General features: G+C 66.3%; 23 protein-coding genes and 1 pseudogene. 8 read left to right on the top strand and 16 right to left on the bottom strand.

The genetic code is table 11. The features are described 5' to 3' along the window. The first annotated feature begins 2 nt into the window (after window positions 1-2). Window positions 3-2171: an exodeoxyribonuclease V subunit alpha gene (gene recD / locus Atep_RS00515; protein WP_213379527.1), complete on the top strand. Its 2169-nt coding sequence runs from the start codon at window positions 3-5 to the stop codon at window positions 2169-2171. 30 nt (window positions 2172-2201) lie between these two features. After that, window positions 2202-2327: a hypothetical protein gene (locus Atep_RS16835; protein ID WP_272876299.1), complete on the top strand. Its 126-nt coding sequence runs from the start codon at window positions 2202-2204 to the stop codon at window positions 2325-2327. An 11-nt stretch (window positions 2328-2338) separates the two neighbouring features. On the opposite strand, the gene Atep_RS00510 is transcribed toward Atep_RS16835, so the two are convergent. From Atep_RS00510 to hemB, 3 genes are read right to left on the bottom strand one after another with little or no spacing between them, the layout of a single operon-like run. Continuing rightward, window positions 2339-3214, bottom strand: a complete 876-nt coding sequence (locus tag Atep_RS00510; RefSeq protein ID WP_213379525.1) for an NAD(P)-dependent oxidoreductase — start codon at window positions 3212-3214, stop codon at window positions 2339-2341. Further along, entirely contained in the window at window positions 3211-4041 is an 831-nt protein-coding gene (aroE, locus tag Atep_RS00505; RefSeq protein WP_213379523.1) for a shikimate dehydrogenase, read from the bottom strand. Before aroE ends, Atep_RS00510 begins: the two co-directional genes overlap by 4 nt. 11 nt (window positions 4042-4052) lie before the next feature. Then, on the bottom strand, window positions 4053-5066 hold the full coding sequence (gene hemB, locus Atep_RS00500) for a porphobilinogen synthase (RefSeq protein ID WP_213379521.1): 1014 nt from the start codon (window positions 5064-5066) through the stop codon (window positions 4053-4055). A gap of 319 nt (window positions 5067-5385) precedes the next feature. Between hemB and Atep_RS00495 the strand changes: the two genes are divergently transcribed. Both Atep_RS00495 and Atep_RS00490 read left to right on the top strand, forming a co-directional pair. Next, on the top strand, window positions 5386-6702 hold the full coding sequence (locus Atep_RS00495) for a DEAD/DEAH box helicase (protein ID WP_213379519.1): 1317 nt from the start codon (window positions 5386-5388) through the stop codon (window positions 6700-6702). 129 nt (window positions 6703-6831) lie between these two features. Then, window positions 6832-7113 carry an RNA recognition motif domain-containing protein gene (locus Atep_RS00490; RefSeq protein ID WP_176977001.1) on the top strand — a complete coding sequence of 94 codons (282 nt, stop codon included), beginning with the start codon at window positions 6832-6834 and terminating at the stop codon, window positions 7111-7113. A 111-nt stretch (window positions 7114-7224) separates the two neighbouring features. On the opposite strand, the gene Atep_RS00485 is transcribed toward Atep_RS00490, so the two are convergent. From Atep_RS00485 to gshB, 13 genes and pseudogenes are all read right to left on the bottom strand, one after another. Then, window positions 7225-8628 carry a hypothetical protein gene (locus Atep_RS00485; RefSeq protein ID WP_213379517.1) on the bottom strand — a complete coding sequence of 468 codons (1404 nt, stop codon included), beginning with the start codon at window positions 8626-8628 and terminating at the stop codon, window positions 7225-7227. After that, the gene (locus tag Atep_RS00480) at window positions 8621-9973 is read right to left on the bottom strand and encodes a ParA family protein (RefSeq protein ID WP_213379515.1); all 1353 of its coding nucleotides are present in this window, start codon (window positions 9971-9973) and stop codon (window positions 8621-8623) included. The genes Atep_RS00485 and Atep_RS00480 overlap by 8 nt, the downstream gene beginning before the upstream one ends. Next, complete coding sequence (locus Atep_RS00475; protein ID WP_236786297.1) at window positions 9970-10395, bottom strand: SAM-dependent methyltransferase; 426 nt, start codon at window positions 10393-10395, stop codon at window positions 9970-9972. Before Atep_RS00475 ends, Atep_RS00480 begins: the two co-directional genes overlap by 4 nt. A gap of 133 nt (window positions 10396-10528) precedes the next feature. Further along, window positions 10529-12160, bottom strand: a complete 1632-nt coding sequence (gene hcp, locus Atep_RS00470) for a hydroxylamine reductase (protein WP_213379513.1) — start codon at window positions 12158-12160, stop codon at window positions 10529-10531. A gap of 511 nt (window positions 12161-12671) precedes the next feature. Beyond that, complete coding sequence (locus tag Atep_RS00465; RefSeq protein ID WP_213379511.1) at window positions 12672-14549, bottom strand: aryl-sulfate sulfotransferase; 1878 nt, start codon at window positions 14547-14549, stop codon at window positions 12672-12674. 81 nt (window positions 14550-14630) lie between these two features. Then, window positions 14631-15917 carry a dihydroorotase gene (locus Atep_RS00460; RefSeq protein ID WP_213379509.1) on the bottom strand — a complete coding sequence of 429 codons (1287 nt, stop codon included), beginning with the start codon at window positions 15915-15917 and terminating at the stop codon, window positions 14631-14633. Next, window positions 15910-16911, bottom strand: coding sequence for an aspartate carbamoyltransferase catalytic subunit (locus Atep_RS00455; RefSeq protein ID WP_213379507.1), 1002 nt, complete (start codon window positions 16909-16911; stop codon window positions 15910-15912). Before Atep_RS00455 ends, Atep_RS00460 begins: the two co-directional genes overlap by 8 nt. Window positions 16912-16954: 43 nt before the next feature. Beyond that, window positions 16955-17437 (bottom strand): annotated as a pseudogene (pyrR, locus tag Atep_RS00450) (bifunctional pyr operon transcriptional regulator/uracil phosphoribosyltransferase PyrR). A gap of 43 nt (window positions 17438-17480) precedes the next feature. Then, complete coding sequence (gene ruvX, locus Atep_RS00445; RefSeq protein WP_213379506.1) at window positions 17481-17888, bottom strand: Holliday junction resolvase RuvX; 408 nt, start codon at window positions 17886-17888, stop codon at window positions 17481-17483. Between the two features lie 16 nt (window positions 17889-17904). Continuing rightward, on the bottom strand, window positions 17905-18468 hold the full coding sequence (locus tag Atep_RS00440) for a YqgE/AlgH family protein (RefSeq protein WP_213379505.1): 564 nt from the start codon (window positions 18466-18468) through the stop codon (window positions 17905-17907). A 139-nt stretch (window positions 18469-18607) separates the two neighbouring features. Continuing rightward, window positions 18608-19618, bottom strand: a complete 1011-nt coding sequence (locus tag Atep_RS00435; protein ID WP_213379504.1) for an energy transducer TonB — start codon at window positions 19616-19618, stop codon at window positions 18608-18610. Continuing rightward, window positions 19615-20745 (bottom strand): FAD:protein FMN transferase, encoded by a 1131-nt coding sequence (locus tag Atep_RS00430; protein ID WP_236786296.1) that lies wholly within the window; start codon window positions 20743-20745, stop codon window positions 19615-19617. The genes Atep_RS00435 and Atep_RS00430 overlap by 4 nt, the downstream gene beginning before the upstream one ends. Before the next feature lie 60 nt (window positions 20746-20805). Further along, window positions 20806-21780, bottom strand: a complete 975-nt coding sequence (gshB, locus tag Atep_RS00425; RefSeq protein WP_213379502.1) for a glutathione synthase — start codon at window positions 21778-21780, stop codon at window positions 20806-20808. Window positions 21781-21873: 93 nt separating this feature from the next. Here gshB and Atep_RS00420 point away from each other — a divergent pair, with 93 nt between their 5' ends. The 4 genes from Atep_RS00420 to Atep_RS00405 all read left to right on the top strand — a co-directional run bounded on the left by Atep_RS00420 (window position 21874) and on the right by Atep_RS00405 (window position 23587). Then, entirely contained in the window at window positions 21874-22035 is a 162-nt protein-coding gene (locus Atep_RS00420; RefSeq protein ID WP_213379500.1) for a hypothetical protein, read from the top strand. Beyond that, window positions 22020-22430 (top strand): response regulator, encoded by a 411-nt coding sequence (locus tag Atep_RS00415; RefSeq protein WP_213379498.1) that lies wholly within the window; start codon window positions 22020-22022, stop codon window positions 22428-22430. Before Atep_RS00420 ends, Atep_RS00415 begins: the two co-directional genes overlap by 16 nt. A 112-nt stretch (window positions 22431-22542) precedes the next feature. Next, the gene (locus Atep_RS00410) at window positions 22543-22992 is read left to right on the top strand and encodes a response regulator (RefSeq protein WP_272876298.1); all 450 of its coding nucleotides are present in this window, start codon (window positions 22543-22545) and stop codon (window positions 22990-22992) included. After that, a complete protein-coding gene (locus Atep_RS00405) occupies window positions 22985-23587 on the top strand; it encodes a chemotaxis protein CheW (protein WP_213379496.1) in 603 nt (200 codons plus the stop codon). The genes Atep_RS00410 and Atep_RS00405 overlap by 8 nt, the downstream gene beginning before the upstream one ends. Window positions 23588-23643 lie beyond the last annotated feature (56 nt).

Below are 23643 nucleotides of genomic sequence, written 5' to 3'. Positions count from 1 at the left end.
CGATGGATACGAAAACCCTGATGTCACGCCTGGAGTCCTGGACCGAATCCGGCGCCCTGCGCCCGCTGGATCTGGCCCTGACGCGCTTCATCGAGGAACAGACGCCCGAGAGCGATCCGGCGGTGCTGCTGGCCGTCGCCCTGACCAGCGAGCGCAACGGTCACGGCCATGTCTGTCTGGATCTGACCGGCGCCCTGGAGCATCCGCACGCCCTGCTCGCGCACCGCAGCGATTGGCTGACGCCGCCACCCGGTCCAAGCTCCGAGCTGGCCGAACAGCTTGCGACCCTGACGCTGAATGACTGGATCGCGCGTCTGGCGCACAGCGGCGCTATTGAGGATCGGCTCGGCATCGGGTCGACTCCCGACCCGGACACGACGCCCGTTACGACCGCAAGGCTGGAGATCGCCGCGACGCCGGAGTCCGAACAAGCCCCGCTGATCCTCGCCGGCACGCCCGAACGTCCGTTGCTCTATCTGCGCCGTTACTGGACCTATGAGCAACGTATCCGCGCGGGCATCGAGGCGCGTCTGAGCCGACCGCTCACCCTGCCCGAAGACGCCGCGCGTGCACTGCTCGATGTGCTCTTCGCCAAGGAGAACGCCGACATACCGCCCTGGCAGCGGATCGCCTGTGCGCTGGCCGCGCGCCGTGCCTTTGCCATCGTCACCGGCGGTCCGGGCACCGGCAAGACCACCACGGTCGTGCGTCTGCTCGCCCTGCTGCAAGGACTGGCGCTGGAGGCCGGCGGACCGCCGCTGCGCATCCGTCTGGCCGCCCCGACCGGCAAGGCCGCCGCACGGCTCAACGAATCCATCGCCGGTCAGGTCGCCAACCTGCCCTTCGACCGACTCCCCGGCGGCGAGGACGCGCTACGCCCGGCGATCCCGACCCAGGCCACCACCCTGCATCGCCTGCTCGGCACCCGACCCGACAGCCGGCACTTCCGCTATCACGCCGGTCAGCCGCTGCCGGCCGACATCGTCGTCGTCGACGAAGCCTCGATGATCGACGTGGAGATGATGGCGGCACTGCTGGAGGCGTTGCGCCCCGACGCGCGCCTGATCATGCTCGGCGACAAGGACCAGTTGGCCTCGGTCGAGGCCGGCGCGGTGCTGGGGGATCTGTGCCGACACGCGCGCGCGGCCCATTACACCCCACAGACGCGCGCGTGGCTGGAGCGCGTGACCGGCGCGCGGCTTCCCGAGGATCTGATCGACCCGGCCGGCCGCCCGCCGGATCAGGCCATCGTCATGTTGCGTCACAGCTACCGTTTCCGCGCCGAGGGCGGCATCGGTGCTCTGGCCGAACTGGTCAATACGGGGGTACTGGATGGTCAACCGGTGCGCGATCCATTGACGGCGCTCGATACGCTCTTCGCCCGTCAGTCCGATCCGGCCGCCCGCACTGATCCGGGTCTCGGCCACATCCGGCGGATTCGTCTGACCGGCGAACAGGACACCCAGCTCGACCAACTGGTGCGCGCGGGCTATTGGCGCGGCCCTGAGCACGCGGGCTATCTCGCGGTGCTGCACGCACAGCGCCCTCCGGACGATGCGGCTCCCGAAGCCTTCGATGCCTGGGCGCGCGCCGTGCTCGATGCGCAGGCGGGATTTCAGCTGCTCACCCCGCTGCGTCAGGGGCCTTGGGGCGTCGAGGGTCTGAACCGGCGCATCCAGCATCTGTTGAGTCAGGGAGCGAAGGCCCCCATCGCCGGCGTCGACGAGCGTCAGTGGTTCGAGGGGCGTCCGGTACTCATCACCCGCAACGACTATGGTCTGGGTCTGATGAACGGCGACATCGGCCTCACCCTGCGCGTGCCGTCCCGACGCGGCGAGGGCGGCGGCGCGCCGATGGTGCTGCGCGTGGCCTTTCCGGCCGGCGACGGCACGGGCGCCATTCGCTGGATCCTGCCGAGCCGCCTGCAGGCGGTCGAGACCGTGTTCGCCATGACGGTGCACAAGTCGCAGGGATCGGAGTTCACCCATACCGCGCTCGTGCTGCCGGATGTCTCCAATCCGGTGCTGACGCGCGAGCTGATCTATACCGGCATCACGCGCTCCAAGTCGGTCTTCACCCTGCTCTACAGCCGTGATTCCGTGGTGCGCGAGGCGCTCGGGCGGCGGGTCGAGCGTGTCAGCGGGCTGTCGATGGCGCTGGACCGGGATTGAAGGCCGAACCGTTACAACCCTGAAAGACCCATGGTTATGGAGATCCTGCGCTATGTGCTCGTCGGTCTGCATGTGGCCGCCGCCTTCCGGCACCGGTACATCCTGCGCGATCACGCCCTGGAGCGCATGCTGCCCTGGGCGCGCCGCGCCGCCTGAGCGGCGGTCGGCTAATCCTCCTCCGTCCGACGCGGCGCGAGCGCTTCGTAGAGCGCCGAATAGTCCGCGTCGGCATAGCCCATGCCCTCGGCCTGGAGACAGCCGGACTCGATGGCCTCGATCATTCGGGTATCGAGTCCGCCCTCCTCGGCCACGCGCCTGAACAGCGCGACATCCTTGTGCAGATGCTTGAGCGGGAAGTTGGCCGAGCCATAGTCGTGGGCCAGATACTTGTCGAGTTTCTTGTCGAAGGTCTTGGCATGGAGCGCACTGGCGCGTAACAGCTCCATGAAAGTCTCGACCTCCAACCCCTCGCGGCGCACCAATCCCAGGCTCAGCGAGAAGGTCGCCGTCAGTCCCGCGATCAACTGGTTCATGGCCAGTTTGAGCGTCGCGCCCTGCCCGACCTCACCGATCAGGCGCGGATCGCGGCTCAGGTCGCGGAAGACGGGCAGACAGCGTTCGTAGAGATCCGGGTCGCCGCCGGCCATGAGGATGAGCGAACCCTCGCGCGCCTCGGGCAGACTGCCGAGCACCGGCGCTTCCAGATACTCGCCGCCCTGCGCCGCCACATGATCGGCGATCTCCCGGCTCTCACGCGGCGCGATGGTGCCCATCTGCACCAGGATGCGTCCGGCGAGCGCGTCGGCGTCGCCCTGCTCGAACAGGGTATCGAGGATGGCGCGCGCATCGCTCAGGAGCAGCAGCGTCATCTCGGCGGCCTCGATCGCCTCCCAGGCGCTCGCCGCCACGTTCAGACCGCGCTGACGCGCCGACTCGGCCCGCTCGGTACTGCGATTCCAGCCGATGACTTCATGCCCCTGGCGCTTGAGTCGCAGCGCGATCTCCGAACCCAGAAGCCCCATGCCCAATACCGCGATCTTCATGAGTGCGACTCCGGTTGACGTAGCGATTCGATGACGGGCGCGGTATCCGGTCGCACACCGCGCCACAGCCGAAAGGACTCCGCCGCCTGCTCGATCAGCATCCCCAGACCGTCGAGCACGCGTGCCGCGCCATGCTCGCGACCCCAGCGGCAGAAGGGCGTGGGCCGGTCGCCGTAGAGCATGTCGTAGGTCCAGCCGCCGGCGGCGAGACAGTCGTCCGGGATCGCCGGCACGGCATCGGCCAGTCCAGCCGAGGTGGCGTTGATGATGAGGTCGAAGCGCTCGTCCGCCAAGCCGTCGAATCCACAGCCTTCGACCGGACCAAGCTCCGAGCCGAGCCGCGCCAGCTCCAGCGCCTTGGACGCCGTGCGATTGGCGATGACCAGACGCGCCGGTCCGGTCCCGAGCAGCGGCTGGAGCACGCCGCGCGCCGCCCCGCCCGCGCCGAGCATCAGAACGCGCGCGCCCCTGAAGTCGAAGCCGTGGTTGTCGCTCAGATCGCGTACCAGTCCGACTCCATCGGTGTTGTCGCCCCGCAGCCGACCATCGTCGAGCCGAATCAGGGTGTTGACCGCGCCGGCGAGTTCGGCGCGCGCACTGCGCTCGTCGGCCAGCGCCCAGGCCTGCTCCTTGAACGGCACGGTGACGTTCAGCCCCAGTCCGCCGGACTCCAGGAAGCGGTGCACGTCGCCGGCGAAGTCGTCGAGTGCGCCGAGCAGGCGTCCGTATTCCAGATCCTGCCCGGTCTGACGCGCGAAGGCCGCGTGGATGACGGGCGACTTGCTGTGGGCGATGGGGTGGCCGATGACGGCATAGCGGTCGGTCATGGGCGTGTGGGTCACTCGGCCAGCCAGCGCGCGATGTCCTTGGCGTAGTAGGTCAGGATGCCGTCGGCGCCGGCGCGCTTCATCGACACCATGGCTTCCAGCACGACCGCTTTCTCATTCAGCCAGCCGTTCATGCTCGCCGCCTTGAGCATGGCGTACTCGCCGCTGACGTGATAGACGAAGGTCGGCGCGCCGAACTGATCCTTGATGCGGCGCACGATGTCCAGATAGGGCATGCCGGGCTTGACCATCACCATGTCGGCGCCCTCGGCCAGATCGAGCGCGACCTCGTGGATGGCCTCGTTGGAGTTGGCCGGGTCCATCTGATAGGTGTACTTGTTGCCCGTTCCCAGATTGGCCGCCGAGCCGACCGCGTCGCGGAAAGGACCGTAGTAGCTGGAGGCATACTTGGCCGAGTAGGCCATGATGCGGGTGTGGATGTGGCCGGCGGCTTCGAGCGCCGCGCGCACTGCGCCGATGCGACCGTCCATCATGTCCGAGGGCGCGACGATGTCGGCCCCGGCCTCGGCGTGCGAGACGGCCTGACGCACCAGCACGTCGACCGTCTCGTCGTTCATCACATAGCCGGCCTCGTCGATCAGACCGTCCTGGCCGTGGGTGGTGAAGGGATCGAGCGCGACATCGGTCATCACACCCAGCTCGGGCACGGCCTCCTTGAGCGCACGCACCGCACGTTGCGCCAGCCCATCCGGATTGAACGCCTCGCGTGCATCGAGCGACTTGACTTCCATCGGCGTGACCGGGAACAGCGCCATCACCGGAATGCCGAGTTGATGGGCCTCGCGCGCCGCCTCGATCAACAGATCGATGCTCAGACGCTCCACGCCCGGCATCGAGGGCACCGACTCGCGCTGCCCCTGGCCTTCGAGCACGAACACCGGCCAGATCAGGTCGTTGGGCGTCAGAGTGGTCTCGCGCATCAGGCGGCGCGAGAAGTCGTCGCGGCGCATCCGGCGCATACGGGTGATGGGATAGGCGGAACGGGGGGTGTCGAGATCAGCCATGGTATCGAGGAACCTCGGGGGGTCGGGTCCGGTGCGTCCGGGACCATCCCGGGCGCTGCACGGACTGCTTAAAATAGCTCAGCCGTCTGCTCGGCTCCAGTCTTGGAGTTCCGTACCCATTGAACCGCGTCGAAAATAACGGTTGCATTCGCCGGGGATTCGCGTATGGTAGCGGCTCATACACCACGCGCCATCCGGTCGGCGCGGCCCGTCTCTCGGTTGATCTCCCGCCCAAGGTTCACCCGTCGCGACTCTCACGTACCCTACGCCTAGACCGGCCCAGACGAGTATTCCTGGGTAGGCCGACCCAGGAGCATTCATGTCGTTTTCCGCGCTCGGCCTCTCGGCCGAACTGCTGCGCGCGATCGCTGCGCAGGGCTACACTCAGCCCACGCCGATCCAATCCAAAGCCATTCCCGCCGTCCTGGCCCGCCGCGACGTGCTCGCCGCCGCCCAGACCGGCACCGGCAAGACCGCCGCCTTCACCCTGCCGATGCTGCATCTGCTGAGTCAGTCCGACCCGCGTCAGCGTGCCCCGCGCGCCCTGGTCCTGACTCCGACCCGCGAACTCGCGGCCCAGGTCGGCGAGAGCGTCAGCACCCATGGTCAGCATCTGCCGCTGCGCGCGCTCCAGATCTTCGGCGGCGTCGGCATGGTGCCCCAGACCACGGCCCTGCGTCGCGGTGTCGATATCCTGGTCGCCACGCCGGGCCGGCTGCTCGACCACGTCGGTCAGGGCCATGTCGATCTGTCCAAGATCGAATTCTTCGTCCTGGACGAAGCCGACCGCATGCTCGACATGGGCTTTATCCACGACATCCGCCGCGTGCTCAAGCTGCTGCCGTCCAAACGTCAGAACCTGCTGTTCTCGGCCACCTATTCACGCGAGATCGAGCAACTGGCCGTCGGTCTGCTGCGCGACCCGCTGCGCATCGAGGTCGCCCCGCGCAACACCGCCGCCGAGACAGTGACCCAGGTGGTCCATCCGGTGGCACGTGACGCCAAGCGCTCGCTCCTTTCGCATCTGATCCTTCAGGGCGACTGGCGGCAGGTGCTGATCTTCACCCGCACCAAGCACGGCGCCAACCGGCTGGCCGAACAGCTCGGACGCGACGGCATCACCGCCGCCGCCATCCACGGCAACAAGAGTCAGGGTGCCCGCACCCGCGCGCTCGCCGACTTCAAGGCCGGCTCACTGCGCGCCCTGGTCGCCACCGACATCGCCGCGCGCGGACTCGACATCGACCGCCTGCCGCATGTGGTCAATTTCGAGCTGCCGAACGTGCCCGAAGACTATGTGCATCGCATCGGCCGCACCGGGCGCGCCGGCTCGGACGGCACCGCCGTGTCGCTGATCAGCCCCGACGAACGCGGACTCCTGGCCGGGATCGAGCGTGTGCTCGGACGTCGGATCGACGTCCAGCGTATCGACGGCTTCGAGGAACGCGGCTCGACCGACGAGACACTCCAGGCCGATCTGCGCCGCCAGTCGCAATCGCTGCGCAAGCATCACGCCCGCCCGCGTTCCGACGGACGCGACCAGAACGGCAATCGCGCCCAGACCCGGCATCCGCGCAGTCATGCGCGTAAGCCCGGCGGACGTAGCGGCAGCTCGCGTCCACGCGCGACGGTTTGATGTAGGTTCGAGATCCCAGTTTTGCGGAACGGCTCAGGCCGAACCGCTGCCACTCCAGCCGGCGGGCGCATCGGCCGGCACCGGAGTTCCTTCTAATCGATGCGCAAGTTCCCCAAGAGACCGAGACTGATGAATATTTATGTTGGCAACCTGGCCTATAGCGTGACCCAGGACGATCTGCGCGAGGCTTTCGGTGCCTACGGCAATGTCGAGAGCGCGAACCTGATCACCGATAAGTTCACCGGTGATTCCAAGGGTTTCGCGTTCGTCGAAATGCCCAGCAATTCCGAGGCCGACGCGGCCATCAAGGGTCTGAACGAGACCCCGCTCAAGGGGCGTCCGCTGCGCGTCAACCAGGCCAAGCCGCGTTCCGACCGTCCGGCACGTAGCGGCGGCGGCTCGCGCTGGTAACAGCCGGGTCCAGCTCCTTTCGGGCTGTGACTGAAATAAGGCCGCGTCCGCCGATGGTTCATGACCATCCGGCGGACGCGGCCTTCGCGTGTCCGGTGACACGCAAAGTCTCTATGAGCCTCGGTTACGCGGTTTGACACCTCCCTTGCGGCCCAGGCCAAACCCGACCCGGTAGAGATCCGGCATGTCGATACGCCCATCCTTTTTGGTCTCGATCAAACCGAGACGCTGTAGATCCTCGCGAATGCCTTCCCAGCCACGGGTCGCATGCTGCGCGGGCAGACGGTCCAGGTGAATATCCTGAGGTCCACCAGGAAAGCGTTCACACCAGCGCGCCAGCATCTCTTCATAGACACAGGGAACATTCATGCCCTTCAACTCCGAAAGCACCTCCGGAACCCAGGGGTAATCTTCGGCGACCTCGGTCACGCGGATCTCTGAAGCCTTCTGGATGCCCCGCTTGAGACTTTCGTAATGCAGCGCATAGTCGTGTTGCGGATAGCGTTCGCCGGAATCTTCCGCCGCTTGATGAATCGCCGCTAGAAACGAACGCGGCGAAGTCTGACCGCGACCGTCCGCCAAGTGGCTGACCGACCAGGTATAAGGTACGCCTCGCCGCCTGTCTCGCCCCATCCAGGGACCGGCGAGCCGCCCAAACGCTGATCGCTGCGTATCGGTTTCGCGTTTCATGTCATCCGGCAGCAACCAGATACCGGAATCTTCGCGCGCTCGGCAAATTCCGCGTAGCCTTTGACCATGCCTATCCGGTGCGTTGACCAGTCGTTGCCACAGCAGTCCGTGCAGATCGTGTCTGGCCCAGGTCAGCTCGGCCTTGGTAGCCGTAAGCTTGGAGGCATCCGGAAAGTTGAAGACGGTGCGCTCTGCTTGATCCTCGCGCAAGAACACCTTGGCATGGAGGCCTGGGAAGGTTTTGAGCCAGAGCACAGCACGCAGCAAACCACGCACGATATCGTCCATACGCTGCCAGACATTGCTGGTGCGATCCAGGGCATCGAACAGGATCAGCCCGCGCCAGTCACGCGGATGCTGCATCAGACGTGCGGCGGCCTCGGGATCGGACCTCAGCCAGGCGGTCGTGGCGGCCCAGCTTTCGCTGGGAATGCTTTGCCCTGCACGCTCTGCCACCCAACGCAAGACCACTGCACGCCACAGGTCGTAGGGGTCGCCTCCCTGATCGAGAAAGACCGAAAACACATCGGTATTCGGATAGTCGGCGATGGCTTCCCGATTGGCGAAGCCGGCGTGAACCTCGATCCCCGCCAGCTCTGACGCAGCGGTTCCCAAGAGTCCGCGCAACTCAGCGGATTGCAGCGCCGCCGTCCAAAAGGACTTGCCGACGCCCCGACTCCCCACCACGACATGCGCGTCGAGCCGCAGAGCCTTGAGGTGGGATGGCGGCAAGTAGAGCGTTCCCGGCCGTGGGGTTTCACCGAAATTGCTGGTCTCTAGCGGCGCGGCCAAAATGGCTTCACGCAAGGCTTGCGCTTCAGTCATGGATAGACTCCAGCCCAAGGACGGTACCGACTCCATCGAGTAATGAACCGAAGATCGAGTTCACTTCTTGGCGATCGATGACCGCAAGTCGACCTTGCAGCGAACGGAGTCCGGCAAAGCTACGATGCCAGTACACCACCCAGGGATGATGAGGCGCCCCAGTGTCGGCCTCATCGAAACTCCAGCCCTCCACCAGCTCACCGACACGCCATCTCTGCGAACCATCAGGTGTTGGCCCAATGGCTTCGGTCGAAGGTGGTGCGATCTCATCGTATAGCGAATAGACGAAGATCCCGTAGGCGTGTTCGCGCAGACCTGAAAGGTAAGCCACACGTTCGAGTTCAGGCACCAGGGCAGCGACGATTTGCAAGCGCTCACGCATGGCTTCCGCCACGCGCGTTTGCCGCCAGTAGTCGAACAACAGACGATAACCGTTCCAGGTCTGATCGCCTTCCAGCGCGAACAGCAACACTAGGTTCGCTCCCAGATCCGTCACACAGGTCGAGGCCACCTCGTCGATACCGGCGCGCGAGTCGATGAGAACGACATCCGGTTGGAGGCGCTGCTCCAAGTCCGTCAACAACCGCTGCAAGCGCGCGGACCAGTCCTCACGCGAACCGTCCGACTTCACTTTGGGCATCCAGACCCGACCGAGCTTGGCGATGTATTCGCCCGGATCCGCGCCATGGGCAGGAACGACATAGATTTCACCGTCGTGGGACAGATTGCTCATGGCAATCAAACCGTCGAGCATCCCATCGGTGTTGTCGACCAGATCCTCTACCAGCCAGTCGGTAATGCCGTATTTGGGTTGACGCTCGGGAGGCAGCAGGCTGGAAGACAATCCAGGTGACTCCAGGTCGAGATCGAGCACCAGCACACGCTTGCCTGCTTGGGCCAGGTGCCAGGCGGTGGCAGCCAACGCGGTGGAGCGACCGACACCACCCTTGATGGAGAAAAACACGATGCGCCGCGCACCCTCGGTTTCAGGGGCGATCCGCTCCCAGCGTCCCTCGGTGGCCAGACGATCCACGATCCAGACCCTGTCGAAGCCATCCAATGGATAGCAGGTCGCATCCTGACAGGCCGGCTCCCGGCTGATCTCATAGAGGATGGCCCGATCCGCTGGATAGGCATGGCACCCGAGCCGCTCGGCGAGTTGCTCGGCCACGACACGCACATGATCACGCATGACCGGGTCGGCTTCGACGGTCTCGGGCACGATCAGGCGAACCCGCCCATTGAGGTCGCGATTGATCAGGAGCCAGTCGAGTTCGGTCATCGCTTCGCGGTGCCCATCCAGCACCTCGGCCACGATCGGCAGGATCCCATCGAAGGTGGTCACAGCAGTCCCTCTCGTTGAGCCTTCCGGACCAAATCACGGACTTGTCGTGCACCGGCTTGGTGAGAGAGTGCCCGTGCCTGATCGAAGCCGGATCGATGGGCATAGCGTTGGGACACGTCCCAATCGCGGAATGGGTTGGAGTTGGGCAGGACATAACCGGCCCCCAGGTGATGACCGTCGCGATAGGTCTCGAAGCGCGTCCAAACCCCTGTGGCGTGCTGCCGATCCTCTTTTTGGCTGGGGCGATCCTTGTTCATGTCGTAAGGCATCCCAAAGGCGAGCATGAGCTGCTTCAAACCACATTCGGTCGCCATACCGTACAGATGGTCGGCATTCGCCCAGCGCTGAGCCAGAAACAAGAACTCGGCATCATCCCAGTGACGCTCATGGGCATCCAGAAAATCTGCCTGCATGCTGTGCATTCCTTTTCATCCGCTCGACACTCAACCAAAGGAATGCAGGATGATAACGCAAAGGACTCGCAACAGGATGGCGTCGGAGACAGCGACGGTCGCGAGTGGATGTTGTGATCCACTCGCTCGGTTCCAACCGATTTCAGGCTGCCGCCATCATCGCCCGCACGTCCTCTTCCACCTCGCCGATCGGCTTGATGTCGAAGTTCTCGATCAGCACCTTGGCCACATTCGGCGACAGGAAGGCCGGCAGGGTCGGGCCGAGCCGGATGTGCTTCACGCCCAGAGAGAGCAGCGCCAGCAGGACGATGATCGCCTTCTGTTCGTACCAGGCGATGTCGTAGGAGATCGGCAGTTCGTTGATGTCGTCCAGGCCGAAGACCTCCTTGAGCTTCAAGGCGATATAGGCCAGTGAATAGGAGTCGTTGCACTGCCCGGCGTCGAGCAGACGCGGGATGCCGCCGATGTCGCCGAGATCGAGCTTGTTGTAGCGATACTTGGCGCAGCCGGCGGTGAGGATCACCGCCTCCTTGGGCAGCGCCCTGGCGACATCGGTGTAATAGGAGCGCTGCTTGTGACGCCCATCGCAGCCGCCCATGACGACGAAGCGCTTGATGGCGCCGGATTTGACGGCGTCGATCACCTTGTCGGCCAGGGCCATCACCTGCGCATGGGCGAAGCCGCCGACGATCTCGCCTTGCTCCAACTCGGTCGGGGGCGCACAGGTCTTGGCGCGCTCGATCAGCGGCGAGAAGTCCTTGACCCCGCCCTCGGGACGGTCGGCGATGTGCATGGCGCCCGGCCAGCCGGCTTGTCCGGTGGTGAAGATCCGGTCGCGATAGCTGTCCTTGACCGGCGTGATGCAGTTGGTGGTCATCAGGATCGGGCCGTTGAAGGAGGCGAACTCCTTGTCCTGCTCCCACCAAGCGCCGCCGTAGTTGCCGACGAAGTGTGCGTATTTCTTGAACGCCGGATAGTAGTGCGCCGGCAGCATCTCGCTGTGGGTGTAGACGTCGATGCCCGTGCCCTCGGTCTGCTTGAGCAGTTCCTCCATGTCCTTGAGATCGTGACCCGAGATGAGGATGCCGGGGTTGTTGCGCACACCGAGATTGACCTTGGTGATCTCGGGGTTGCCGTAGCTGGCGGTATTGGCCTCGTCGAGCAACGCCATGGCGGTGACGCCGAACTCGCCGCACTTGAGCACCCAGCCGATCAGGGTCTGGATGTCGGACTCGGTCAGCGAGGCGGCCAGGGCCGAGACCATGAAGTCATAGATCTCGGGCTTCTCGAAACCGAGCACGGCGGCATGATCGGTATAGGCCGCCATGCCCTTGAGACCGTAGACCAACAGTTCGCGCAGTGAGCGCACGTCCTCGTTGGCCTGCGACAGCACGCCGACGGCCAGGCCCTTGGTGTCGTAGTGATCGGGCGTGCCGGTCCAGTCAACGGCCTCCAGTTCGCCGGAATAGCCGATGGCGGCCTTGAGCGCGTCGCGGCGGGCGATGATCGCCCGGATCCGATCTTCGAGCCGCGCGTCGTCGAAGTTGGAATTGGTGATGGTCATGAAGAGCGCTTCGGTGACGAAGCGCCCCACGCCCGGATCTGGCGTGCCCTGTCTGGCGGCTTCTTCGGCGACGACCGCCAGTCCCTTGAGCAGATAGACCAACAGATCCTGCAAATGGGCGGTCTTGGAATGCTTGCCGCAGACACCCTTGTTGGTGGTGCAGCCAAAACCCTTGGACGCTTCTTCGCACTGGAAACAGAACATACTCATCAGTTCCTCCGCGAGAAACCCCGTCCTTCAGGGCGGGGAGGGAGAGCGGCTACGACCGTGCAGCCGCCGGAAACAGGTGCAGGCTTTCCACCTGCCGGGCCGTGAGGCTCTGCCCGTAAGGGCCTGGTGACGGACGACACCTCGCGGCGTGGTCGCTCCCCTCGCCAATGTGTGCAACCGGCTCCCGCCGGCGCGGCGATCAAAACCTTCGGCGCTTTACCTTGCGCCTGCATGATCCCGACCTTTCAGAGCGGCGGACTGAGGAAGCATCCGCCGGTGAGTCTTGACGACCTGTGGCACACGGAGCCCCTTTCGACCGTCCCGGTCAGGCGGGCTGAGGCTGGTCAACCCAGCTTGCTCTCACAAGCTCCGCCCTTCAGGGCGGGGTAGTTGACGGCAGACTCGCTCTCGCTTCGGATCAACAGGATCGTTCGATGGCGCGAGCATCTCATTTCGCGCCATCGAACGACTTGATGTAAGTCAAGGTGCACCTGCCGATGGAGACGCACACCTACCAGGTGGACAGCCGGCGCGGATGGCTGTTCCAGGCCGGCGTGTCCCAGGACGGCGGAACCGAGTAGAGGTCGCGCAGACGATAGGAGCGGTAGTGGAACATATCGAGTTCGATCCGGCGTCGCGTCGCCCCATCCGGTCCGACGTCCAGAAAGGTCGTGCGCGGTTCGGCGAAGCTGCCGAGCATTCCGGAATTGAACCAGTAGCCGCCGTCCAGCAGTCGCTGCGCCGAACCGACCGCGAAGGCGAAGTCGCCGAGATCCTGATCGAAGACCAGCTCGGCCGTCATCGTCCGCTCGTCGATCTCCCACACCTGACCCCGACTCCGGCAGTCGGGCGGCGGGGTCTCTCCCGCGCAACGCAGATTGCTGTTGTCGTAGACCAGAATCCGGTTCTCGCTGATGAACTGCGCGTCATGGGTGTGCGAGAACCAGTCATCCGCCGTGCCGCCGACCAGAGCGAAATCCCCTTCGGGTCCGAGCCGCCACAGCACATGCCCATCCCCGGCGCCGTCGGCATACTCGACCTTGACGATCCAGTCCTGATGTCTGACCGAGAGAATCAGATTGCCGTCCGGCGTATAGGCCAGACTGTTGGAATGCATCCAGTCGTTTGACTGCTCGGCCAGATGAAAGGGCGGACAGCCGGCGTCACCGATCGCGCAGACCTCGCCGAGCGTCGCCGGCCGGGTCGGATCCAGATGATCCCAACCGTTCCAGACCCACTGGATCACGAAATTCTGATCGGTGACGAGGATCATGTCGCCGAGCACCGAGACCGTCCCCGGTCCCTGCACGTCCGTGACCAGACGCTCGACCGTCGAGATGAAGGCGATCCGGCCATCCGGCAGGTCGCGCACGTCGTGATGGATGTCGTTGATGCGATCCGCGTATCCGAGACGCGCGAGCTGGCGGTTGAGCGCCTCGACCGTGGTCTGCCTGACGACCCGCCCCAGCAGATCGACCTTGGCCGGCACGGTGTCGCGGACGCCGCTGATCGGGTCGGGCCGGACGACCCAGAGCGTACCGCCGTGGCTCGGTCGAATCGCCCATGTGGGTGTATCCAGATACCAAACCAGTCGCCCCTCGAGATCGGTCGCGTGGATGTAGGGACCGAGTCCGAGCGTCGGATTGCCGATGAGGGTCGAGCTCCAGATCAGGGGTTCGGTCGTCGCGTCCTGTCCGCTATCGAGCGACACGGGATGATGCTCCGAGATCGCGATCAGCGCCTCGCCGGTGGTGAAATCGATCGCGTCCGAGCCGACCATGACCTCATCGAACGGCCCGAGGATCTCGTGCCGCATCCGGTAGGTGGTCCGTTCGCGCATCCCGGCCACCAGGAAATGCAGCGGAACGCCCGGTTCACAGCGTTTCGGGCCGGTCGCCTGGACCCGTCCGTCACCCGGAGCCTCGAAGCGCACGTGCATCCGTGCCGGCGGCGGACAGGGCGGCGCGACATAGAGCGCCACCAGCGGGTTTGAGGTCGGCAGCACCATCGCCCAGGAGGTATCCGGCGGCACGGCCGGCTCGATGTTGAAGAGTTGCTCGACGACCTGTTCCTCGCCGGTGTCGGCGTTCAGGACCGTCGCCACGATGCGATAGACACCCGGATCGATCCGCGTCCATTCCAGGGTGTCGTCGCGCGAGCCGTCGTAGACGATCTCGGGCTGTCCCGGCCCCTGTGCCGGACCGGCGCTCAGGCGGTAGAGCGCGTTCGTCGTCCCTTGCGCGTCGATGGTGAAGGTGATGGTGGTGCCGGCGGGTTGCGGCGAAGGCCGATCGGCGACGAGTGTCACGGCATCGGCCGTTGAGAGCCTGAGCGACCATCCCAGGATCAGGACCAAGAGCATCGTGAAGCGGATCAGATAGCGTTGCATTGGCCATGCCTCCACCAGTCGGGAGACACCAGTGCGCTGGAAGAACGCGCCCGGCGGCTCACTGTTTACGTTGTATCGGGATCAACGCTCGAAGACGATCCGCCCCCCGAGCAGCGTCCAGCTCACCCGTCCGCGCAACTCGTGCCCCATGAAGGGCGTGTTGTGTCCCTGACTGATCCAGGTCGCCGGCGACGGCGTCCAGAGCGCTTCAGGGTCGAAGACACAGAGATCAGCCGCAGTACCGGGCGCGAGGCGTCCCAGGTCACGCTCCAGGATGGCGGCCGGTCCGACCGTGAGCCGCTCGATCATGCCCATGAGATCGAGCACGCCCTCCTCGACCAGCCGCAGCGCCAGCGGCAGCACGGTCTCCAGGCCCGAGAGTCCGGGCGCGGTCTCGGGGAAGGGGCCGAGCTTGGCATCCGGGTCGTGCGGCTGATGGTCCGAGCAGACCGCCGTCAGCACCCCATCGGCCAGCGCCGCGCGTAGCGCATCGCGATCGGCCGGCGTGCGCAGCGGCGGGACGAGATGACAGTTGGCGTCGAAATGTTCCAGGTCATGCTCGGTGAGAAAGAGCTGATGCAGCGCCACGTCGCCGCTTGCCCGCACCCCGCGCGCACGCGCCTCGGCCAGCATCTCGACCCCGCGCGCGGTCGAGAGTCCGCGGAAATGGATGCGCGCCCCGGTCTGCTCGGCCAGCGCCAGATCACGCGCCACGGCCACGGTCTCGGCGGCCTCGGGGATGCCGGGCAACCCGAGTCGAGTGCTGACGACGCCCTCGTGCGCGCAACCGCCCGCGCTCAGTTCGGGGTCGAGCGGCAGCAGGAACAGCGTCAGTCCGAAGGTCGCGGCATATTCGAGCGCACGGCGCTGGACCTGGGTGTCGCGGATCGGGCGATCGGCCTGACCGAGCGCCGGACAGCCGGCGAGCTTGAGCGCGGCCATCTCGGTGATGGACTTGCCCTCCAGCCCCACGGTCATGGCCCCGATCGGCAGTACGCGCGTCAGACCATGGCGCTTGGAGATCTGATGGATCAGCCGCGCCACCGCCGGATTGTCGATGACCGGACGGGTGTCGGGCGGACAGCAGAGCGTGGTGACGCCGGATGCGGCCGCCGCGCGCCCCTCGCTGGCGATGGTCGCCTTCTGTTCGAGACCGGGTTCACGCACCCGCGCGCACAGATCGACGAACCCCGGACAGACCACCTGCCCGCGCGCATCCAGCGTGCGGTCGGGCTGGAAGCCGCTGGGCGCGGCGCCGATGGCCAGCACCCGGCCCTCGGCGAGATGGATGTCGGCGACGGCATCGTGCCCGCCGGCCGGATCGATGAGCCGTCCGTGACGGATGCTGAGGCGGGGGGCGTTAAGCATGGGTCGCTTCTTCCTGGCTCTGGCTGTTGCCGAGATGCTGATTGCCGAGACACATGGACATCACCGCCATGCGCACCGCGATGCCGTTCGTCACCTGCTCCAGGATCACCGAGCGACGCCCGTCGGCGACCTGCGAATCCATCTCGACCCCGCGATTGATCGGCCCCGGATGCATGACGATGGCATCCGGGCGCGCGGTCGAGAGCCGCTCCTCGGTCAGCCCGAAGAGCTGGAAGTATTCGTGCTCGCTCGGCAGGAGTGCGCTGTTCATGCGCTCGCGCTGGATGCGCAGCATGATGACCACGTCGGCATCGCGCACGCCCTCGCTCAGATCATGATAGGCCGTGACTCCGAACGCCTCCTCGACCCGTGTCGGCAGCAGGGTGCGCGGGGCGATGACGCGCACATCGGGCACGCCGAGCGTCCTGAGCGCGATCATCTGCGAGCGCGCCACGCGCGAGTGCAGGATGTCGCCGACGATGGCCACACGCAGTCGGCTGAAGTCCGGCTTGTGGCGACGGATGGTGAGCATGTCGAGCATGGCCTGGGTCGGATGCGCATGACGTCCGTCGCCGGCGTTGACGATGCTCACGTGCGGCGCGGCATGGGCGGCCATGAAGTGCGCGGTGCCGCTGGACGCATGACGCACCACGAACATGTCGACGTGCATGGCTTCCAGATTGCGCAGGGTGTCGAGCAGGGTCTCGCCCTTGGCCGTGGCCGAGGTCGAGATGTTGAGATTGAGCACGTCGGCCGAGAGCCGTTTGGCCGCGAGCTCGAAGGTGGTACGGGTGCGGGTGCTGGTCTCGAAGAACAGATTGGCCACGACCTTGCCGCGACACAGCGGCACCTTCTTGACCGCCTGCCGGGACACGCCGAGGAAGCCCTCGGACTGATCGAGGATTTCGGTCAGGAGTTCACGGCTCAGTCCGTCGATGGTGAGGAAGTGCTTGAGCCGACCTTGGGCGTCGAGCTGTGGATTGGGCGTCGTCATGGAATTCCGGTACGGATGGATGGACTGAGCCGGACTGTACGGATCAGCGAACCGGGTGTGCGCCCCGGCGGGCGCGCAGCATGAGCAACGGCTCGGGCCCGCTGAGCTTGATCTGTTCATCGATGCCGAAACCGGCCTCGAACCCGGCGACATCGGCGGCGATCGGCAGCTCGCGTCCGTCGCGCTCGACCAGCACGGCCAGCGTCACCGAGGCCGGCCGTCCATAGTCGAACAGCACGTTGAGCGCGGCGCGGATGGTGCGACCGCTCTGAAGCACGTCGTCGACCAGGATCAGATGCCGGTCATCGACCCCGACCGGCAGATAGGACGGGCGCACCTGCGGATGCATGCCGACCCGGCTGAAGTCGTCGCGATAGAAGGAGATGTCCAGATGGCCCAGCGGTTCGGCCAGTCACAGCCGCCCGTGCAGCCGGTCGGCGACCCAGACCCCGCCGGTGTGGATGCCGATCATGAGCGGACGCTCGATGCCGCGCCGCTCCAGACGCTCGCGCAGCCGCTCGGTCATGGTGTCGATGGCCGCCTCGATGGCGGCGGCATCCTTCCAGATGTCAGACTTGCTCACAGAGCCAGGTTTCCAGGATCAGGGCCGCCGCGAGCGCGTCCACGGCTTCCGGCGTGGGCGTGCGCCGATCGCGCTCGGCGAGTTGACGATGGGCCTCGCGCGAGGTCAGACGCTCGTCGACCAGATGCACGGGCAGACGATAGCGTCCTTCCAACTGGCGGGCGAAGCGATGTACGCGCGGCGACCACTCGACTTCCTTGTCGTCCATCCGGAACGGCAGACCGACGACCAGGGCGCTCGGCCGCCATTCGCGGATCAGGGCCTCGATGCGCGTCCAGTCCGGCTGCTCGCCCCGACTGCGCAGCGTGGTCAGAGGCGTGGCCGAGCGGGTGATCGTCTGGCCCACGGCCACGCCGATCTTGCGCGGGCCGAAGTCGAATCCGAGCAGCGTCATGAGCGACCCTGGCGCGTCAAGCGTGCCCGGCCTCGCCGCTCATCAGGTTCAGATCCACGCCGAGCAACTGGGCGGCGGCCATCCAGCGCGCGCTCGGGTCCATGCGGAAGATGATCTCATTGCTCGCCGGGCCGTTGAGCCAGGCGTTGGCGCTCATCTCCTGTTCGAGCTGACCGCTGCCCCAGCCGGCATAGCCGAGCGCGATCAGCACCTGATCCGGCCCCTCGCCGCCGGCGATCGCTTCCAGGATATCGCGCGAGGTGGTGACGCTGATGTCGGGCGTAATGTTGAGCGTGGAGTCGTAGCTGTAACCGGCCGTGTGCAGCACGAAGCCGCGGTCGGTCTGCACCGGACCGCCCTGATAGACGGGCGTGGAACCCACGCCCGGACGCAGGGCCGGGATCTCCAGCTGGTCCAGGAGTGCGCCGAGCGTCACCTCCAGCGGGCGGTTGATCACGATGCCCATGGCCCCATGCTCCGTGTGCTCACAGATATAGGTGACCGTGCGCGCGAAGTTGGGGTCTTGCAGACCCGGCATCGCGATCAAGAGATGGTTGGTCAATGAAGTACTGAAAGACATGGGCGTTAGTATCCTGATCGGCTCATGATGAGGCAAGCGCGACAAGCCATCCTCGGGACGCGAGTCGCGTCCGTCCGGCCCCAGTTCGATAGGACGATCATACGGCCCTTTCGTCCCGCTGTCCCATGGAACCGCATGTTCACCGCTCCCACCCGAGCACGTCGCCGCGCATGAACTGCCAGGTACGCACGATGTCGAGCACGTCGGTCTCGGCGGCGATGTCGGGCGGAAAGGGCGAGAAGGGCGCGGCCAGCTCGACGATCCGGATCGCCGCCTCGTCGAGCAGCTCGAAGCCGGAGGAGCGCACCACGCGGATGTTCTCCAGACTGCCGTCGGCGCGCACCGCGACATGTAGGATCAGGCTGCCGTAGAGACGCTGATCGCGCGCGGCCTGCGGATAGTTGAGATTGCCGATGCGTTCGACCTTCTGCGCCCAGGCGGCCAGATAGCTGGCGTAGCGGAACTCGCGCGTGCTGGCGCTGATCGACTTGCGTCGCGCGCGTTTGGCGCCGTTGGCGGTGCCGGCTGTCCGGCTGGACGTGAGCCGCGCGACCTCCGGCCCCTGGCTGGAGAGGATCTGGGCCGCGTCGACGACCGTCTGACGCGGCGTGAGCGGGTCGACCTCCGGGCGGGGCGGGGCCTCGGCCTCGGTGGCGAGTACGGGCGCGGTCGGCGGCTCCCGCAGCGGCAGCGTCATGGCGTCCGGACGGGCCAAGGGGTCGTCGTGCGGCGGCGCCTCGGTCGGCGTCGATTCGTCCGCGCGTTCGGGGGGCTCGGCCGGATGCACGGACTCCGTGGCCGGTCCATCCGTCTCCGCGCGCGTATCGGACGTCTCCTCGGGGGCATCACCGAAGGTCGGGATCGCCGCGTCGCCGCGCGGTGACTCACCCACCTGATCGCGCTGCGCCAGCGCGGCCTCGGAGGCGCGATTCGGCGCACCGGCGCCGATGTCCTTGAGCAGGATCACCTCCATCGCCGATTCGGGCGGCGGCCCCGGCTCGGGCCACACGAAGGAGACGGCCAGGATCAGCAGCAGATGCAGCCAGCCGGCCCCGGCCAGGGCCGCGATGAAGGGCGTGCTCGAGACGCCCGTGCCCTGGGTGGCCAGTTCACGCGACGGTTCCAGCATCGTGACGGGACTTCCGATCATGACGGCCGATCGTCCTGCCCATCGGGCGCCGGCCATTCGGGTTCGACGATCTCGATCGGCTCGTCGACGTCGACCAGTTCGAGACGCCCGGCCATCGCCGGCGTCATGTGCAGACGTCCCTCGGCGTCGACGAGCAGCGCCTGTCGCACACCCAGTCGCGCCGCCAGACGCCGCCAGTCCTTGGGGCCGGCGATGAAGAGCGCCCGCGCCGCCACGGCCGCGTGCGTGGTCTCCGTGCTCAGGACCGTGACCGAGCGGGCCCCGATGGCCGGCCGCCCCGTGCGCGGATCGAGGATGGCGTGATAGAGGCGGCCCCGATCCGTGAAGGCACGCTCCTGCTCGCCCAGGGTCGCCAGCGCCTCGTCGCCGCGCAACGGCACGATCGCCAGGACCGCCGATCCGCTGGGACGGAGCACGGGGATGCGCCAGGGCTGGCCGCTGCGCTCGCCGATGGCACGCAGTTCCCCACCCGCCTGGATGAGTGCGTTACGCACGCCGAGATCCTTGAGATGCCGGATCGCCAGATCGATGGCCTGACTCCGAGCGATGGGACTGAAATCCAGACTCAGGGCCGGATCGCGTCCGCGCAGGGTCAGACCCTCGATCTCGATCGAGGCCATGGACGGCGCGGCGGCGACCAGAGCCGAGATCCGCTCGCCCGTCGGCGGACGACGGACGGACTCGCTCGCCGAGTCGAAGCCCCAGAGCCGAACCAGTCGTCCGAGACCCAGATCGACCAGCCCCTCGCTCTCGACTTCCAGCGTCTGACCGAGCCGGACCAGACGCCGGACGGACGGCGGCGGCACGAAGGGCTCGCCCTGGGCCAGGAGCCGGTTCACGCGCTCCATGGCCTCGCCGTCGCTCGCCCAGTCCCGCTCCAGATAGGCGAAGTCCTGGGCGACGAGGGCGGCGGCCCGCTCGGCCTGATCGCGGGTCACGGCGACCAGACTCACATCCACCTGGGTCTCGAAGGCGGTGAAGCGCGAGAGCATGACCGGCGCCTTGTCGCGACAGGCGACGAGCGTCAGCGACAGCACGAGCAGCAGCGGGAGCACGCGCGCCGGTCGGACCAGAGTCGAGGGGGACAGCACAAACCCCATGATGATGGCTCCCAGGTTGAATCTCATACGCGCGCCCCGTTTCCGATGGCGCACCTGGTTTCAAGGACGCGCCCTCCAGGACGGACGTCACTGATCGGAGCGATCCGCGCGCTCGCCCAGCAGCCGGGCCGCGATGCAGTCCATGAGATCGCCCGCGATGTCCAGGTCATAGGCCGCGTCCAGCTCGCGAATACAGGTCGGGCTGGTGACATTGATCTCGGTGAGATAGTCGCCGATCACGTCCAGTCCGGCGAAGAGGATACCGCGTGCGCGCAGTTCGGGACCGACCTGTTCGGCGATCCAGCGATCGCGCGCGCTCAACGGACGCGCCTCGGCCGAGGCGCCGGCGGCCAGATTGCCGCGCGTCTCGCCGGGGGCCGGGATGCGCGCCAGACAATAGGGCACGGGCTCGCCGTCGACCATGAGGATGCGCTTGTCTCCGGCCTCGATCTCGGGGATGAAGCGCTGGACCATGCAGAAGGCCCGACCATGCCGGGTCAGGGTCTCGATGACGACGCTCAGGTTGGGATCGTCCGGACGCAGACGAAAGATCGAGGCCCCGCCCATGCCGTGCAGCGGCTTGAGCACGATCTCGCCGTGCTCGGCCTGGAAGGCGCGGATGTCGCGCGCCCGGCGCGTGACGAGCGTCGGCGGCGCGCACTGCGGAAAGGCGGCGGTGAAGACCTTCTCGTTGGCGTCGCGCAGACTGCGCGGGTCGTTGACGACCAGACAGCCGGCCTGCTGGGCACGTTCGAGCAGATAGGTCGTGTAGACGTATTCCATGTCGAAGGGCGGATCCTTGCGCATCAGCAGGGTGTCGAGCCAGCCGAGCGGCCGTTCGATCTCCTCGCCGAGCCGGAACCAGCCGAGCGGATCGTCGACGACCTCGACGGCGCGCATTCGCGCCATGGCCTGACCGTCGAGCAACGACAGATCGCCGACCTCCATGTACCAGAGCGACCAGCCGCGCCTTTGGGCGGCGAGCAGCATGGCGAAGGTGCTATCCTTCTTGATCCGGATGGAGCCGATCGGATCCATCACGAAACCGATTCGAGTATTCATAGCTTGCCCAGAGTGAAAAACCGAACAAAGTGAAAAACCGAGTCGAGTCGCTTGCATGGGAGGACGCTTGACCCTAGCATCCGGATACATTCCATGCATCAGGAATTCCACCCGAGCGAAGGAACTCCAGCATCGATGACCATGGCGCCCAGCTTCGAGACATTTGACATCACCGGCTTCGCCGCCCTCTCCGGCGCGGCACGAATCCTCATCATGCCGCATCCCGACCAGGAGCCACCATGCCGGACGAACTAGATCTGCGCGGCACCAGGGTTCTGGTCGTCGACGACAGCAAGACCATCCGCCGCAGTGCCGAAGTCCTGCTCACCAAGGTCGGCTGTGAGGTGCGGCTGGCCGAGGACGGCTTCGAGGCGCTCGGCAAGGTCGTCAGCTTCAAGCCCGATCTCGTCTTCGTCGACATCATGATGCCACGGCTCGACGGCTATCACACCTGCGCCCTGATCAAGAACAACCCGCAGTTCAAGGACACCCCCGTGGTCATGCTCTCGAGCAAGGACGGACTCTTCGATCGCGCCAAGGGGCGTCTGGTCGGCGCCCGGCTCTATCTCTCCAAGCCCTTCACCGCCGACGAACTCATCGGCGCCGTGCGTGCCAGCCTGGCCCCATCCTCATCCACGGAATCGCCCTGAATCGATCGTCAGCGCCCATGAATCGAACCCCAAGCCCCTCAGCCAAGCCATCGTTCGATCCCAGCCGAGATCGATGCGCAAGGATATCAAGCACTCGAATCCCGAGCACGCCATGAGACGCATCCTAGACAAACCGAATCCGCACCGGGATCTGGGCGCCGCCGCGACGACCATGGAGACGCCCCCGATCGTCCTGATCGTCGACGATTCGCCGACCGAGACGCACATCCTCTCGACCACGCTGAAGAAGGCCGGTTATCGGGTCGAGACCGCCTGCAATGGCGAGGAGGGCGTCGCGCGCGCCCGCGAGCTTCGCCCGGACCTCATCCTCATGGACGTCATCATGCCGGTGCTCAACGGTTATCAGGCCACCCGCCTGCTGAGGCGCGATGCCGAGACCGCCGACATCCCCATCATCATGGTGACGACCAAGGATCTCCAGACCGATCGCACCTGGGGTCTGCGCCAGGGCGCGACCGACTATCTGACCAAGCCGGTCGATCACGCGCTGTTGCTCGAACGCATCCGCACCCTGCTGGAAGGCCCGGCGAGCCATGGCTAGAACCCAACGCGCCCGCACCGATCTGCACGAGCTGATCCGGAAGCTCGACGCGCGCTGCCGTGCCCGCGCCGCCGGACTCCCCGACGAGGCGCGCCCGCCGGACAGTTGGACCGCCGTGCTGTTCCGGGTCGACAGGCATTTCCTGCTCACGCCCCTGGAGCAGATCGCCGAGGTGCTGGAGCTGCCCTGGGAGATCACGCGCGTTCCGGGCACCAAGCCCTGGCTGCTCGGCGTGGCCAACAATCGCGGTACGCTCCTGCCCATCTACGACCTGGCGTCCCTGATCACGGGCGGACCGCCGCGGAGTCGCAAGCGTCTTCCGGACGGCGCGCCCGAGCGTCGGCGCGAACACGTCCGCAGCCGCGAGCGCGTCCTGGTCGTGCGGCAGGACGACCTGCCCTGCGGCCTGGTCGTCTCCGAGGCCGTGGGTATGCGGTATATCCGGAACAGCGACCGGGTCGCCGGGAACGTCGAGGGTTGGGGATCGATCGGGCGCTATGTCGAGACCGCCTATCGGCTCGACGGTCAGTCGCTGCCGGTGATCGAGCTGACGGCCCTGATGGCCGATCCGCTGCTCAACGCCGCGCTCACCTGATCCCGGCACATACATCCAAAGCAGTCGAACCCCGTCGGTCCCGGATCGCCAAGGCG

The organism is Allochromatium tepidum (genome assembly GCF_018409545.1).
Taxonomy (GTDB): Bacteria; Pseudomonadota; Gammaproteobacteria; order Chromatiales; family Chromatiaceae; genus Thermochromatium; species Thermochromatium tepidum_A.
This window is presented reverse-complemented; position numbering and strand designations above follow the sequence as displayed.